The organism is Thauera sp. JM12B12 (assembly GCF_039614725.1).
GTDB lineage: Bacteria > Pseudomonadota > Gammaproteobacteria > Burkholderiales > Rhodocyclaceae > Thauera.
The window spans coordinates 1,402,880-1,419,712 of sequence record NZ_CP154859.1; the positions used below are offsets into that span (position 1 = coordinate 1,402,880).

Below are 16,833 nucleotides of genomic sequence, written 5' to 3' on the forward strand. Positions count from 1 at the left end.
CGCCGCGGGCGACCAACCCTGAAGTACGCACAGCGCGGTACGCACGGCAGTACGCACGGAAATCGAGCTTCAGCGACCTGCTCGCGCGAGGACGCCATTGTCTCGGAGGACTTGAGCCCGGAGGCATAACGTCAGTCAGCAGGTAGTTGGTTACCACAGGGCCAGTTACCACCTCGGTTACCACAAAATTCACGGTAATCTTGGCTTCGGTATCCAGCCCGGTATCCACCAAAATCCGCGGGGCAAAGCGGATCCACGCGCGTGAAGGCTGCCGCGTCGTGATCACGCCGAAACAACGTGAGTGCATGCGGCAACTCGTCCAGCCATGCTCCGCCATGGGGCATGGTTGCGATCGGTATAATGCCAAGTCCGTTCGCCGCACCCAACCACGCCCCCGCCGCCCATGCTCAAGCTCGAACAGATCACCCCGAACACCGCGCTGGTTGGTATCGAGATGGGCCAGATCGTCCGCGTCGTCGCCACCGAGCCGGTCGGCCCCGACGCGCTCACCGTGGTCTACAAGACGGCCGACGGACGCTTCGGCGAACGCATGGTGTTCCGCAACGACGAGGCCAACCTGTCCGTCGCCGAAGAAGGCCGCCCGTGGGCCTTCGATGCGCCCGGCGAAGCGTTCAAGCTCGCGGCAGAGGCGTGGCGGATCAACCTCGCGCATCTGTTCGACCCGATGATGGCGGTGCACACCTCCAACGTCGAACCGCTGCCGCACCAGATCACCGCGGTCTACGAGTCCATGTTGCCACGCCAGCCGCTGCGCTACGTGCTGGCTGACGACCCCGGCGCGGGCAAGACGATCATGGCGGGCCTGTTCATCCGCGAGCTCCTGATGCGCGCCGACGCCCGCCGCGTGCTCATCGTCGCCCCAGGCAGCCTTGTGGAGCAGTGGCAGGACGAGATGCGCGAGAAGTTCGGGCTGGAGTTCCGCATCTTCGGTCGCGACCTCGTCGAGAACAGCGCCAGCGGCAACCCGTTCGAGGACACCGACCTGCTGGTGGCCCGGGTCGATCAGCTCTCGCGCAACGATGACCTGCTACAGAAGCTTCAGCTCACGCGCTGGGATCTGGTGGTGGTCGATGAAGCGCACAAGCTCTCGGCCAACTACTTCGGCAACAAGATCAACAAGACCAAGCGCTTTCAGCTCGGCGAACTGCTCGGCAGCATCACCCGGCATTTCCTGCTTATGACTGCGACACCGCACAACGGCAAGGAAGAGGATTTCCAGCTCTTCCTGTCGCTGCTCGATTCCGATCGCTTCTACGGCAAGTTCCGCGACGGCGCGCACAAGGTGGATGTGTCCGACCTCATGCGCCGCATGGTCAAGGAAGAGATGCTGCGCTTCGACGGCACGAAGCTTTTTCCCGAGCGCCACGCCTACACGGTCAATTACCGCCTCTCGGATCTCGAAGCCGCGCTGTACGGCGCCGTCACCGACTACGTTAAGACGGAGATGAACCGCGCCGACCAACTCGAAGACGGTGCCCGCCGCGGCACGGTCGGATTCGCGCTCACCGCACTGCAGCGCCGGCTCGCCTCCAGCCCCGAGGCCATCTACCAGTCGCTGCGCCGTCGCCGGACCAAGCTGCAACGCCGGGTCGAAGAAGAGAAGCTGCGCCAGCGCGGCGAAGTGCTCGCCAACAGCGTGTTCACCAACGGCGCCGGCGAGGACATCTGGGACGCCCCCGACAACCTCGCCCCGGAAGACTACGAAGAGTTCGAGGAATCGGTCGTCGATCAGGCCACCGCCGCCCGCACCATCGTTGAACTGCAGGCCGAGATCGTCATCCTCGAAGGGCTGGAAGAGCAGGCCCGCCAAGTGGTGCATTCCGGCCAGGACCGCAAGTGGGACGAACTCTCGCGCCTGCTGCAGGACACGCCCGAGATGCGCGATGCCGACGGCCGCCAGCGCAAGCTCATCGTCTTTACCGAGCACCGCGACACCCTGAACTACCTCGCCGTGAAGATCCGCGGCGTGCTGGGTAGCGAAGAGGCGGTGGTGGTCATCCACGGTGGCGTCAAGCGCGAGGACAGGCGCAAGGTGCAGGAGCTCTTTCGCAACGACCCGGTGGTGCGCGTGCTCATCGCCACCGATGCGGCCGGTGAAGGCGTGAACCTGCAAAACGCCAACCTCATGGTCAATTACGACCTGCCCTGGAACCCCAACCGCATCGAGCAGCGCTTCGGCCGCATCCACCGTATCGGCCAGACCGAAATCTGCCACCTGTGGAACATGGTCGCCAACGAGACCCGCGAAGGCGACGTGTTCCAGCGCCTGTTTGACAAGCTGGAAGTCGAGCGCAAGGCCTTGGGCGGGCGGGTGTTCGACATCCTGGGCGAAGTGTTCGAGGAAAAGAGCCTCCGCGAGCTGCTCATCGATGCCATCAAGTACGGCGAAGACCCCGCGCGCAAGGCCGAGCTCTTCCGCAAGATCGAAGGCGCGCTCGACACCGACCACCTGCAGACCATCATCCGTCGCAACGCGCTGTGTGAAGAGGTCATGGACCCGCAGCGCCTCTATGCGGTGAAGGAAGAGATGGAGAAGGCCGAAGCCCGCAAGCTGCAGCCCTATTTCATCCGCGCCTTTTTCAATCAGGCCTTCCAGTCGCTCGGAGGCGAACTGCGTCCGCGCGAAGCCGGCCGCGCCGAGATCACTCATGTACCCGCCATCATCCGCGAACGCGACCGGCAGATCGCCGGCCGCGACCGGCGTTACAACGAGCCGGTGCTGCGCCGCTACGAGCGCGTCTGCTTCGAGAAGGACCACGTCCGCGTGCCCGGCCGCGCCGAGGCCAAGATGGCGAGCCTCCTGCACCCCGGCCATCCGCTGATGCAGGCCGTCACCGACATCGTGCTGGAACAGCATCGCAACAAGCTCAAGCAGGGCGCGGTGCTGGTCGATCCGGCAGACCTCGGGGTCACTCCGCGGCTGATGTTCATCGTCGATCACGCCGTGAAGGAAGGCGCGGACCAGAACCGCATCGTCTCGCGCCGCATGCAGTTCGTGGAGGTGAACCCCAATGAGCGCCCCGACGGCCAGGCCATCCATGCCGGTTGGGCGCCGCACCTCGACCTTGAACCCATCGCTGACGACGACCTCGCCCGCATCCGCGACGTGCTCGATGCCCCTTGGGTCGCCACCGGTCAAGCCAATCAACTGGAGCAGCGGGCGCTCGTTCACGCCTCCACCCATCTGGTGCCCGAGCATTTCGAGGAAGTCCGCGCCCGCCGCGTACAGCAGGTCGACAAGACACTCGCCGCGGTGCATGAACGGCTGGTCAAGGAGATCAACTACTGGCAGGACCGCTCGATCAAGCTCAAGGACGACGTCGCAGCCGGCAAGCAGCCGCGCCTCAACTACGATAACGCCCTGCGCACACTGGACGAGCTCTCCGCTCGACTGCAAACCCGCACCGCCGAGCTGCAGGCTATGCGCCATGTGATCTCAAGCACGCCCACGGTGGTTGGTGGCGCGCTGGTCATCCCGCAGGGGCTGCTGCTGCAACGGCGGGGGGAACCCGGCTGGAGCGCGGACGCCGCCGCCCGCGCCCGCATCGAGGCCATCGCCATGCGGGCCGTCATGGATGCCGAGCGCGCCCTTGGCCATGAGGTCATCGACGTGTCCGCGCAGAAGTGCGGCTGGGACGTCACCAGCCTGCCGGGGCCGATCGATGGTCGCCTACCGCCCGCTCGCCACATCGAGGTCAAGGGGCGCGCCAAGGGCGCCGCCACCATCACCGTCACCCGCAACGAGATCCTCTACGGGCTCAATCAGGCCGACAAGTTCATCCTGGCAGTCGTGCTGGCTGAAGGTGACAATGTAGAAGGCCCGTTCTACATTCGACGCCCCTTCACCCAGGAGCCGGATTGGGCCGTCACCAGCATCAATCTGGATCTCAATGAACTGCTTGGCAGGAGTACGGCCCCATGCGCTTGAACAGGCTCACGCTGAGCAACTTTCGATGTTTTCCATCGCTTGAAATAGCGCTCCATCCGCGGCTGACCGTACTCGTTGCCGAGAATGGGCAGGGCAAATCGTCGGTTCTGGACGCGCTTCGGATCGCGTTGTGGCCCTTCGTCAGCAGCTTCGATCTGGCGTCCAGTGGCTATAACGACCCGGCAAATGGCATCACCATCAAGGATGTCCGCTTGCAGAGAATGCCGGATGGAAGCATGTCCCGCTGCCTGCCGACGCGACTCGAGGTGCGGGGTGACTACGGTGCCGGAGCAGCGGTGTGGAAGCGCTACCGCGAAAGCGAAAAAGCGAACAGCAAAACCAGGAGCGACGCCAACACACGCCGCATGGAGCAATGGGCGGCAGATCTGCAGCAGCGTATCCGCGACCCCCAGTCCGACCCACAGGGCTTGAGCGTTTTTGGCTACTACGGCACAGGCCGCCTCTGGTCCGAAAAGAAGCTGACCAAGTCGCAGAAGGCCAGGGATGAAACCCAGGACATGGATTTCTATATCCGTACCTTCGCCTACCGCGACTGCTTGGACCCGGCCTCCACCTATAAACACTTCAAAGCATGGTTCATCTGGGCCTCGGAAAGCTATCAGGAGCAGCGGCTCAAGGAACTAGATCGCCGCGCGGACCCGCTCCTACTACAACAGGCGCAGCAGCGTGTGCAGGCTGTACGTGAAGCCATAGACAGTTTCCTGCGGCCGGCAACAGGCTGGCACTCGCTTGAATACAGCGTCAGCCAGGAAAAGTCGCTGGTCCTCCGCCATGACGAGTACGGCACCCTCAACGCCGATCAACTCAGCGACGGCATTCGCAGTGTGCTGGCCATGATCGGTGACATCGCCTACCGCTGCATCAAGCTCAACCCGCATCTTGGGCAAGAGGCTGCGCGGCAAACCTGTGGCGTGGTTCTGATCGATGAAGTGGACATGCACCTGCATCCCCGCTGGCAACAGGTCATCCTCGCCCAGTTGATCGCTGCATTCCCTCGCATCCAGTTCATCGTTACAACGCATAGCCCGCAGGTGCTGACCACCGTCAGCCGCGACAACATCCGAATTCTCGAGGCCAAGGAAAGCAGCTTCGAAGCCAGCAAGCCCGATTTCAGCCCGCTGGCGCACGAGTCCGGCGATGCCCTAGCCAAGGTCATGGGTACACAACGTGAGCCTGAGCTACCCCTGCAGGACGACATCCGCCGCTACGAGCAGCTGGTGCGGACCGGGCAGGAAGACAGCGCTGACGCACAGCAACTGCGTGGCACGCTCGAAAACGCGGGCTATCAGTTCCACGACAGCGACTTGGCAACGTGGCGTTTTCTCGCTGCGCGTAAGTCGGGCAAGGCGGGCTGAGCATGGTTGAACTGCAACACCGTACTACGCCAACCCCGGCGCTGACGGATTTTGTCGGAGCCCATCCCGCGCTGGCCGCTGCCGACTTCGACAGTCGAGCCTTCCAGCCGATCAAGTTAGCCGTCAAAGCCGATCTGAACAAGGATCAGGGCGGCCTGTGCGCCTACTGCGAAAAACCTCTGCAGCCGACCGAAGGCCAGATCGACCACATCAAGCCCAAGGCTGGCGCCAATGCCAGACCGGACCTGTGCTTCGCTTACAGCAACTACGCCCACAGCTGCATCAACCCGAAAACCTGCGGGCAGAAGAAGCAAGACGGCCTGCTGCCGATCGAACCCGGCCCGGGCTGCAATGCCGAATGGGCGCTGTCCACCGACGGCACCATCGAACCTCTACCCGAACTGACCCGGCAACGCCGGCACGCCGTCGTCCAGACGCGCGACATGCTGGGCCTGAACAAGGACTCCGATCTTGTGGATGAGCGCAGGCGCTGGCTCGCCAGCGCCATTGCAGTCCTTCAGGCGGCGCCCGCAGATTTTCCCGACTTTCTCCAAAGCGCGCCGTATCGGCACATCCTGGCGTCCGCTTTCTGACACCCCGAGACATGACCCCCATCAAAACCCCCAAAAAACTCATCGAAGTCGCCCTCCCGCTCGACGCCATCAACGTCGCCGCGGCGCGCGAGAAGTCGATCCGCCACGGCCACCCCAGCACGCTGCACCTGTGGTGGGCGCGCCGGCCCTTGGCGGCCGCACGGGCGGTGATCTTTGCGCAGATGGTCAATGACCCCGGCTATGAGCGCCACCTGGGGCGCGGGGTGAACAAGGAAAAGGCCGCCATCGAGCGCGAGCGTCTTTTCAAGATCATCGAAGACCTCGTGCAGTGGGAGAACACCAACAACGAAGAGGTGCTCGCCCGCGCCCGCGAGGAGATCTGGAAGAGCTGGCGCGAGACCTGCGCGCTCAACAAGGGCCACCCGCAGGCGGCCGAGTTCTTCAACCCGGACAAGCTGCCCGCCTTCCATGATCCTTTCGCGGGCGGGGGCGCGCTGCCGCTGGAGGCGCAGCGCCTGGGGCTGGAGAGCTACGCCAGCGACCTCAACCCGGTGGCGGTCACCATCAACAAGGCGATGATCGAGATCCCGCCGCGCTTTGCCGGCCGCGCGCCGGTGGGGCCGCACATCCCCGGCGACAAGCAGGGCAAGCTGGCCGAAGACTGGTCCGGCGCCAAGGGTCTGGCCGAGGACGTGCGCCGCTACGGCGTCTGGATGCGGGCGGAAGCGGAAAAGCGCATCGGCTACCTGTACCCGAAGATCGAAGTTACCGCCGAGATGGTCGCCGAGCGCCCGGACCTGAAGCCGCTGCTCGGGCAGAAGCTCACCGTGATCGCGTGGCTGTGGGCGCGCACGGTAAAAAGCCCCAACCCCGCCTTCAGCCATGCCGAAGTGCCGCTGGCCTCGACCTTCGTGCTGTCGAGCAAGGAAGGCAAAGAGGCGTATGTGGAGCCGGTGGTTGAGGGGGATGGTTACCGGTTCACTGTGAAGGTAGGAGCGCTGACCGAGGGAGCGAAAACTGGCACCAAAGCTACAGGGCGTGGTGCCAATTTCCAATGCCTTCTCTCTGGTGCTCCGATTGGGGGCGACTACATCAAGGCTGAAGGTCAAGCGGGGCGCATGGGTGCGCGTCTGATGGCGATTGTCGCCGAGGGTGTTCGTGGGCGCATTTATCTAGCACCAACTCGAAAGCACGAATTCATTGCGAATCAAGCTTCACCGACTTGGCAACCGGATACTGAATTCTTCCAACAAGCACTCGGTTTTCGCGTTGGGAATTATGGGTTGACGAAATGGAGTGACCTCTTTACGAAGCGGCAACTGCTTGCCCTTTCAACCTTTTGTGACTTGGTCGGAGAGGCCATTGAAAAAGTGAGAGCGGATGCGATGACTTCTGGTGTCGCTGATGATGGTATTCCTCTCGAGTTAAATGGGACTGGGGCAACAGGATATGCACAGGCGGTAGGTGTTTATCTGGCCCTCAGCGCGAGCAAAACAGCAAATCGATCGAGTACGATCGTCACATTCAAGTCGGGTGTGCAGTGCCCCGGAGATACCTTTGGTCGGCAAGCACTTCCAATGTCGTGGGACTTTGCAGAGGCAAATGTTGTCACAGGTCCAAGCGGTTCATTTGAAAGCATGCTCGAGAATACAGTTGCTGGTTTGCTTGCAAACGGCGCAACCCCAGGGGCTATTGGAAATGCCTTACAGCAGGACGCAAGCACACAAACGATAAGCACCGCCAAGGTTGTGTCAACGGATCCGCCGTATTACGACAACATTGGATACGCCGACCTGTCAGATTTTTTCTATATGTGGTTGAGACGATCGTTAAAGCCAGTCTATCCAGCTCTTTTTGGAACACTGGCAGTTCCCAAGCAAGAAGAGCTTGTTGCCACACCGCACAGGCATGGCGGTAAAGAGGCTGCGGAGCGGTTCTTCCTTGAGGGTATGACGAGCACTATGCAGAACATCGCAATGCACGCTCATTCGACCTTCCCTGTAACGATCTATTACGCTTTCAAGCAGGCCGAGACTGAGGTTAAGGGAGGTACAGCGAGTACCGGATGGGAGACATTCCTTGGTGCTGTGATTGATGCGGGATTTGCGATCACGGGTACGTGGCCTATGAGCACGGAAAGGGAGAACCGAAAGCGTAACCAAGACAGCAACGCCCTGGCCTCCAGCATTGTCCTCGTCTGCCGCAAGCGCGACGCCGACGCTGCCACCGTCAGCCGCCGCGAGTTCATCCGCGAACTCAACGCCGTGCTTCCCGAGGCACTGATGGACATGACCCGCGGCGGCATCAACAGTCCGGTGGCGCCGGTCGATCTGTCCCAGGCCATCATCGGCCCCGGCATGGCGATCTTCAGCCAGTACGCGGCGGTGCTGGAAGCCGACGGCAAGCCGATGAGCGTGCGCACCGCGCTGCAGCTCATCAACCGCTTCCTCGCCGAGGACGACTTCGACCACGACACCCAGTTCTGCCTGCACTGGTTCGAGGGCCAGGGCTGGGCCACCGGCAAGTATGGCGAGGCCGACGTGCTCGCCCGCGCCAAGGGCACCAGCGTCACCGGCCTGACCGAGGCCGGCGTGGTCGAATCCGGCAAGGGCGATCTGCGCCTGCTGAAATGGGCCGAGATGCCGCGCGACTGGAACCCGGAAACCGACACCCGCGTGCCGGTGTGGGAAGCGCTGCACCAGATGATCCGCGCCCTCAACCAGGACGGCGAAACCGCCGCCGGCGCGCTGCTCGCCCGCATGCCCGCCCGTGCCGAACCCATCCGCGCGCTGGCCTACCGCCTGTACACCCTGTGCGAGCGCAAAGGCTGGGCCGAAGACGCCCGCGCCTACAACGAGCTGATCACCGCCTGGAGCGGCGTGGAGCGCGGGGCGAGCGAGGCAGGGCATGTGGGGTCGCAGGGTAGTCTGGATATCTGATTTAGGAATCGAGAACGATGCAGAACAAGAAACTGCCGATCCGGAAGATCGTCAGCTACCTGAACGACGACGAGGCGGAAGGCGGAGGCTTCTGGCTGCCGAACATCCAACGCCCCTTCGTGTGGAGTGAGGAGCAGATTACGCGCCTGTTCGATTCGATCATGCGCGAGTACCCGATTAGCACGCTGCTGGTGTGGAAGACGAAGGAGGCGGTGAAGCACCGCAAGTTCATCGATAACTACCGGCGCGACATCAAGCTGACCGACTTCTACGTCCCGGACAACACGCGCTCGAAGATGATGGTGCTCGATGGGCAGCAGCGCCTGCAGAGCCTGTTCATCGGCTTGCGCGGCAGCTACGAGGGGCGCGAACTTTACTTCGACGTGCTCAGCGGCGGCGCTGCGGCCGCGCCGGAGGACATTCGCTTTCGCTTCGCGTTCAAGCCGGTTAATCCAGGCTGGCCCTGGTTGCGGTTCAAGGATCTGGTGTTTGAAAAAAAGAAACTAGACAACCAGATTGCCAAGGAGATCATCCGCTCGGCGCCAGCGGCCTTGTCCGATGACGAGGAGGACATGATCGAGCTCAACGTCGGACGGGCGAGGCAGGAGTTCGTCAACGACGACAACATCACCTTCCAGGAGCTAGATGGCATCGACAACCCGGATGCCTACCGGGTCGATGACATCGTCGAGATCTTCATCCGCGCCAATTCCGGCGGTACCAAGCTGGGCAAGTCGGATCTGCTGTTCTCGTTGCTGACTTCGAGCTGGGACGAGGCCGATGGCGAGATGGAAGCGCTGCTGGAAGACCTCAACCAGGGAAGCTTCGATTTCGATCGCGACTTCGTGCTGAAGTCCTGCCTGACCATGCTGGGCAGAGGCGCGCGATACGAGGTCGGCAAGTTCCGGGACGGCAAGACCAAGGAGGAGATCATCGCCAAATGGGATGAGCTGGCCGAGGCGATCAGGGCGGTGCGGGATCTGCTGGTCTCCAAGACGTACATCCGATCTGATCGGGCGATGCCTTCCTATCTGGCGCTGATCCCGCTCATTTACTACCGTTTCCACCACCCGGCGAAGTTCGCCGCCAACCAGGACATGGCGGCCTATCTGCTGCGGGTGCTGGTGGCAGGGGTGTTCGGCGGCAGCCCGGACAACCTGATCGACAAGCTGGTGCGCAACATCCAGGAACAGCAGGATTTCGTCCTCTCTGAGATCTACGGGGTGATCCGTGCGGAAGGGCGCAGCCTGGAGATTACGCCGGCGGTGATCTTCGACCAGTACTACGGGTCGAGGACGATCCACCTCTTCTTCAACCTCTGGTACCGGGACTTCGACTATTCACCCGCACTGGATGCCAACGGCCCGCAGGTGGATCACATCTTCCCGCAGAGCCTGTTGAAGACCGTGAAGGACATCAACCCCGAAAGCGGCAAGCGCAACATCCTGCACTACCGCGCGGAGCACCGCGATCAGCTCGCCAACTGCATGCTGCTGACGGCCGATGAAAACGGCTTTTCGGGTAAGTGTGATAACCCGCCCGCAGAGTGGTTTGCCCGTTCGCGATTCTCGTCTGATGCAACGCATGAGCGCTACCTGCAAATGCACCTGATTCCGGACAACCCAGAGCTGTGGACGCTGGAGCGTTACGACGATTTCGTCGCCGCTCGCAAGGCGCTGATCAAGGAGAAGTTCGCCTACATGCTGCGCAAGGACGAGGAGGAGTTGGCGTGAACAGTGCCGCGCGAGGTGTTTCTGGTCGTCTGCAGCTGCTGACAGGGGGGGGGCTTGCCATGACGCACGCCGAAATGTCTGACGCGATCAGCGGTGACCTTGCATTCGACGTCTTTGCGTCTGACAGCCCGGTTGCGCAGAAGCAAAAAGCACTCAAAGCCTTGATGCGGGAGAAGCTGATCCCCAAGCAGGCAGATGACGCGCGTTTCCAGGCTGGGCTGGCGAGCCTGACACGGGTGGCAGCCGACCGTAGCGAGGAGCCCGAGTCCCGCCTGCTGGCGATTGCCTGCGTAGTCCACTCCGCGCAGGTGGTGAAGCGCCTGCAGCCCAGTTTGCAGCAGTGGCTGGCGCCCGCGATGGACGAGGACTTTCCAGCGTTGCAGCTGCTGAAGGAGGCCGATGATCGGCTGAACGTGGCGCGCGCGCTGAGCCTTGCCGACGGTGCTTGGTTGAATGCGTTTCTTGCGGACGCGATCGCTTGCGAGGAAACAGGCGAGAAGGCGCGTGAGGAGATGATTTCCGCCCTGCTGGCCCGTAGCCCGACGCTGGCTGAACTGCTGAGGAGCGTCGCACGGGCCATGGCCAGCGTTAGGCCCGAAACGGAGAAGCCGGGCGACTCCGTCGCTCGCCGGCAGGCGCGGACGCTTTCTGCTTTGCGCGGCCTGATTCCCACGTCCGAGCTGGAAGCTGGCGATGAGATCGGTAAGGCATTGCATGAACTGGTGAACCTGCCCCTGCGGGCAGTGGGTCGGCCGAAGGAAGAGAAGGTCCAGAACGAGTTGGCCGAAGAGGTAATTCTGCTGACCCACGAGATTGTTCGCACGCGCTTTTCTGTGGCGACCGATCCAGTGGTGTTTAGGGCGGTGGCCTACTGCAGGCACATGCTGGGCAGTAGTAGTTGGCCGGATGCACTTCAGGGCGCCTTATCTCTGCTGATTAAGGACGTCAGGGAGGCCCTGATCCTGCTGGGACGGCAAGGTGTCCGTGACCAAGGTCTCTTGGATCAGCTCGACATGCTGTGCAACTATCCACTTCGGGCGCGCGCGATTGCAAAGGAGATCGCGGAGCGGCACCCAGAGCTGGATGAGGACACCCGGCAGTGGCTCATCCATGGCCGTGTCGTGGCTCGGCGCGAGGCCAGCAGCACCGCGTTGGAGGTGGGGGCGCGTGAGGCCGACGTGGCGATCGGGCTTGCGCTGAACGCGGCCAGGGAAGCCCGGCAAGCGGTTGCAGGTGTGAAGGAGCCTGTGATCTCCGTGCTCGACATCTACGAGCAGAGCCTAGTGAGTGTCACCCAGGACTGCTTCCAGCGCTTCGAGGGCTTGCTGCTGCAGATGGACCAAGTTGCCCAGCAGCGCGGCCTCGCCCTTTATGGTGAGGTCGGGCAAGAGACCGATTTCGCACCGAAGTATTTTCAGGCGGTGGGTGATGTGGCGCGCCAGAAGGTCATCGTCCGCCAGCCTGCGGTGGTGCGCATACGCAAGGACGGAACGGCAGGCGACGTGGTGTTGAAGGGATTGGTCGAATAACTCAGAACGCGGTAAAGGAGGCGGTAGGTGAATCCAGAGATTGCCAAGTTTCTGCTTGAGAGTTTGATCGAGCGTATCGATCGCAATGCCATCGGGACTGTTTCGTCTGCAGAGCGTCAGGCGCTGGGTGTGGCCTTGGCCGTGCTGCGGGGCGGAACTGCGAGTCCGTCTGCGACCCCAGTCGAAACACCTACGCCGCCGTCTGTGGCAGGCCGCGTAGCGGATGCCCCCCCGACTACTGCGGAACAAGTCATTCCCGTGCCGCCACCCCAGGAGGATGTGCCCCCTCCTGAGGTGCCGAAAACGGTCCAGCCGAAGGTCGTCTTGGTTACCGACGCACTGGACAGGAGCACGCCTGATGACCCCAATGTGCTGCTTTGCCTGGACTTCGGGACGGCCATGTCCAAGGCGTTTGCTCAGTCGGACGATGGTCAGCCGTTTGAGCTGGAGTTGGGCGCGCAAGCCGGCGGGGAAGGCTATGCAGTGCCGTCATCAGTCTTCATTACCGATGGCGGAAAGGTGCTGTTTGGCTTCGAAGCCGTGGATGCAAGCCAGGAGCTTTCAGACTCCAACCGGGCGCGCCTGGATTCGATCAAGAGCTGGCTGAGTCAGCGCTCGGATGGGAATCTCGATGCCTACCCTTTGCGGGCCGAAATGAATCCGACGCAGGTCAAGCTGACCGAAGGCGATTTGATCCGGATTTATTTGGCCTATTTGACTGATCTGGCCGTTTCTCAGGTTCAGACTTGGTCGGTGGAAGACACGAAAGGCCCGCTCTCCCGCTATGTACGGCGGAGATTTGCGCATCCGTGCTGGCCGTCTTCTGCGCAGAAGTCATGGGCGGACCGGTTGATGCGCCACTGGATGGCCGAAGCGCAGATTCTTGCGGACACCTTTCACGGACGGTGGCAGGGCGGTCTGGATGTGGCAGAAGTTAAGGCTGCTGTCGATCTGGTGCGTGCCCTTGAGCGGCGCCCCGAGTATTTGATCGCCGACGGTGTGCCGGAGCCCGTGGCCGTGGCGGCAGGTGCCCTTGTCGACGGCGAGGACAAGCGTCTTCCTTTCATGGTGATCGATGTAGGAGCAGGCACGACCGACTTTGGCCTCTTCCTCCTTCGCGAGGATGAGCAGCGAGAGATCACGCGGGTGTTTCAGGTGCCGGGCTCAATCAAGGCCCTGATGCAGGCCGGCGATCGGATCGACATGATGCTTAAGAAGTTCATCCTGGATGCCCAGGGTGTCGACCTGACCGAGCCTCACGGTCGGCTGGTTGCAGCCGATCTGAGCCGTCGCATACGTGGATTTAAGGAGCGTTTGTTTGCCGACACCACGGTCCAGTATGCGCTTAGCGACGGTACGCTCGGAAGGATCGAACTGGGCGACTTCATGGCTTCGCGGCCGGTCAGGGAGTTTTCCGAGCGTGTCGAGCAGGGCTTCAGGGATGTGTTGGAAGGGCTGCACGACACGTGGCTGAGCTACCTCACCAAGACCGATCTCACGGTGATTCTGACGGGTGGCGGGGCAAGCTTGCCGATGATGCGCGCGCTGGCCGAGGGGTGGGTAGAAGTGCGCGGCAAGCGGATCGCACGCAAGCTCGTGGATCCGTTACCGAGCTGGATTCTGGACGAGAGCCCGGAGTTGGAGCCTGTCTATCCGCAGCTGGCAGTGGCGATTGGCGGCGCGGCACATGAACTTCCGGAGACTGTGGATGGCCCCGAAGCCTTTGCCGGTGGTGGGGGCAGAACAGCGTATGCGGTAGGGAACCTGCAGGTGAGTGGGGCCTAGACCAAGTTGAGTCAAGAATATTGGCGGTATCGAAGTTGCCGACGCGACGTGCTGCTGCAGCTTCATGGGAGATGATGGGGATGAGTTTGAAACCGTGGCGCGAGATCGCCGTTCCGCACGAGGACGTGCTCAAGGGCACCTTCCAACAGGCCGAGTTCGCGGCCGACCTGTCGCGCGTGCATCTGGGCACGGCGACCGCCGAGTACCAGGACCCGTCGCTGTTCTTCCAGCGCACCTTCATCACCGAAGGCATGCGTCTGCTGCTCGACTCGGTGGTGCATCGCCTGACCGGCCGCGGTGGCGATCCGGTGATCCAACTGCAGACAGCCTTCGGTGGCGGCAAGACGCACACGATGCTGGCGGTGTATCACCTAGCCAAAGGCGAAGTGTCGGCCTCGGACATGCCCGGCATTCCGTCGATCCTGAACGCGGCCGGCGTGGTGGAAATGCCGCGGGCGCGCATTGCGGTGCTCGACGGCATTCGCCTTTCGCCCAACCAGCCGATGAAGCGCGACGGGCTGGCGGTCAACACGCTCTGGGGCGAGCTCGCATGGCAACTCGGTGGCGCCGAGGGCTACGCCATGGTGCGCGACGCGGACGAGTCCGGCACCTCGCCGGGCAAGGGCGTGCTGGCGGATCTGCTCGGCCGCTACGCACCATGCGTGATCCTGATCGACGAGCTGGTGGCCTACATCCGCCAGTTCGAGGAAGGCAAGACGCTGTCGGGCGGATCCTTCGACTCGAACCTGAGCTTCTTGCAGGCGCTGACCGAGGCGCTCAAGGCCGTGTCGACGGCGGTGTTGCTGGCCTCGCTGCCCGAGTCGGACAAGGAAGCCGGCAGCCAGCGCGGCGTGAAGGCGTTGGCTGCCCTGTCGCATTACTTCGGGCGGGTCCAGGCGCTGTGGAAGCCGGTGTCGTCCGAAGAGGCCTTCGAGATCGTGCGTCGTCGGCTTTTCTCGAGCATCGGCGACAAGCTGGGTGCCGAGGCGGTATGCCGGGCCTTTGCCGACTACTACATCGCCAACGCAGCCGATCTGCCGCACGAGACCCAGGAGGCACGCTACTTCGAGCGCCTGATGCACGCCTACCCGATCCACCCCGAGGTCTTCGTGCGCCTTTACGAGGACTGGTCTTCGCTCGACAACTTCCAGCGCACCCGCGGCGTGCTGAAGCTCATGGCGAAGATCATCCACCGGCTGTGGAAGGACAACAACGCCGACCTGCTGATCATGCCGGGTAGCCTGCCGCTGTACGATGCCGACACCCGCAACGAGTCGATCTACTACCTGCCGCAGGGCTGGGACCCGGTGCTGGAACGCGACGTCGACGGCGAGCGCGCGGAGACCACCGCGCTGGAGAGCGTGGATACTCGCCTGGGCAGCGTGCAGGCGTGCCGGCGCACCGCGCGGACGATCTTCCTGGGCAGCGCGCCAACGACCTCCAGCCAAATGGTGCGCGGCATCGAGCTCGAGCGGGTATTGCTGGGATGTGTGCAGCCCGGGCAGCAGATCGGCGTGTTCAAGGACGCGCTGCGCCGCCTGAACGACCGCTTGCACTATCTCAACTCGGGCAACAACCGCTTCTGGTTCGACACGCGGCCCAACCTGCGCCGCGAGATGGAAGACCGCAAACGGCGCTTTCAGGACAAGGACGATGTGATTCCTGCGGTGCGCGACCGCGTGCAGCGCACCCTGGCGCCGGGGGTGTTCAGCGGGGTGCATGTGTTCACCGCCAGCGCCGACATTCCCGACGACTGGGCGCTGCGTCTGGTGGTGTTGCCGCCGACCGCCGGCTACAGCCGCAGCGGCGATCAATCGGCGATCCGCTACGCAACGGAGATCCTCAAGCACCGCGGTGAGCAGCCGCGCTTCAAGCAGAACCGCCTGATCTTCCTGGCCCCGGATGCGGACAGCGTGAGCCGCCTGAAGGATCAGGTGCGCTCGGTGCTGGCTTGGCAGTCGATCGTCGCCGACATCAAGGACCTCAAGCTCAACCTCGACCAGTACCAAGCCCGGCAGGCAAGCCGCAGCCTGGACGACGCTAACGATGCACTGCGCGGCATGGTGAAGGAGAGCTACCGCTGGATGCTGGCGCCGGCCCAGTTCGCCGAGCGCGGCAAGGGGCTCTCGGAGCTGCAGTGGGAAGCGTTCCAGATCAACTCCGGCGCGCAGAACCTGACGCAGGAGATCGAGCGCGTGCTGCGCGAGAACGAGCTGCTGATCACGGAGTGGGCGCCGATCCACCTTCACAACGCGCTGAAGACGTGGTTCTGGAAGGACGGCACTGGCGAGGCCAATGCGCTCAACGTCTGGCAGCAGACCTGCCAGCAGCTCTACCTGCCACGTCTGCGCGACGACGCCGTGTTCCACAACACACTTGCTGCGGGTGCTGAGAGCCGGGATTTTTTCGGCTTCGCGCAAGGCAAGGAGGATGGTCGCTACCTGGGCTTCAGCTTCGCGAAGCGGACGACGCCCATTCTGGACACCGCGCTGATCCTGATCGAACCGTCGCTTGCACACGCGGAGGCCGAGCGCATCGCGGCCGAACGCGCGCAGGAGGCTGCGGGCGCTGCAGCGGTCACCTATCCGCTTGGCACACCGCCCAGTGCGCAAAAGGCTGCAGACTCGGGCGCCACCACGCGCGTTCTCTCCACTCCAGCCGCGGCCACCACGGCGCCACGGACACACTTCTTCGGGACGATCGACCTCGATCCCGTCATGGCGAAGCGGCAGTTCGCCGACATCATCGACGAGGTGGTGCTGAACTTCACCGCGAAGCCGGGCGTGAAGGTGCGGATCTCGATCGAGATCGACGCCGAGAGCGATGCGGGCTTCGAGGACGGGTTGCAGCGCGCAGTGAGGGAGAACTGCAACGTGTTGAGATTCAAGAACGCGGAGTTCGACTGAGCCCGATCTCTGAACCGATCAACGCCCGGGAGCGCGCTGTCGAGCTTAGCTCGGCGATAGCT

General features: G+C 62.9%; 8 protein-coding genes. All 8 read left to right on the top strand.

Features of this window, described 5'->3' with window-relative positions; translation table 11 throughout:
• The first annotated feature begins 403 nt into the window (after window positions 1-403).
• Window positions 404-3,949, top strand: a complete 3,546-nt coding sequence (locus AAG895_RS06240) for a helicase-related protein (protein ID WP_345794658.1) — start codon at window positions 404-406, stop codon at window positions 3,947-3,949.
• Complete coding sequence (locus AAG895_RS06245) at window positions 3,940-5,325, top strand: AAA family ATPase (RefSeq protein WP_345794659.1); 1,386 nt, start codon at window positions 3,940-3,942, stop codon at window positions 5,323-5,325. Before AAG895_RS06240 ends, AAG895_RS06245 begins: the two co-directional genes overlap by 10 nt.
• Before the next feature lie 2 nt (window positions 5,326-5,327).
• The gene (locus AAG895_RS06250) at window positions 5,328-5,918 is read left to right on the top strand and encodes a retron system putative HNH endonuclease (protein ID WP_345794660.1); all 591 of its coding nucleotides are present in this window, start codon (window positions 5,328-5,330) and stop codon (window positions 5,916-5,918) included.
• An 11-nt stretch (window positions 5,919-5,929) separates the two neighbouring features.
• Window positions 5,930-8,818, top strand: a complete 2,889-nt coding sequence (locus AAG895_RS06255) for a DUF1156 domain-containing protein (RefSeq protein ID WP_345794661.1) — start codon at window positions 5,930-5,932, stop codon at window positions 8,816-8,818.
• Between the two features lie 17 nt (window positions 8,819-8,835).
• Window positions 8,836-10,551 carry a DUF262 domain-containing protein gene (locus AAG895_RS06260; RefSeq protein ID WP_345794662.1) on the top strand — a complete coding sequence of 572 codons (1,716 nt, stop codon included), beginning with the start codon at window positions 8,836-8,838 and terminating at the stop codon, window positions 10,549-10,551.
• The gene (locus tag AAG895_RS06265) at window positions 10,548-12,080 is read left to right on the top strand and encodes a hypothetical protein (protein WP_345794663.1); all 1,533 of its coding nucleotides are present in this window, start codon (window positions 10,548-10,550) and stop codon (window positions 12,078-12,080) included. Before AAG895_RS06260 ends, AAG895_RS06265 begins: the two co-directional genes overlap by 4 nt.
• A 27-nt stretch (window positions 12,081-12,107) precedes the next feature.
• The gene (locus AAG895_RS06270; RefSeq protein ID WP_345794664.1) at window positions 12,108-13,865 is read left to right on the top strand and encodes a hypothetical protein; all 1,758 of its coding nucleotides are present in this window, start codon (window positions 12,108-12,110) and stop codon (window positions 13,863-13,865) included.
• 80 nt (window positions 13,866-13,945) lie between these two features.
• Entirely contained in the window at window positions 13,946-16,771 is a 2,826-nt protein-coding gene (locus AAG895_RS06275) for a DUF499 domain-containing protein (RefSeq protein ID WP_345794665.1), read from the top strand.
• Window positions 16,772-16,833 lie beyond the last annotated feature (62 nt).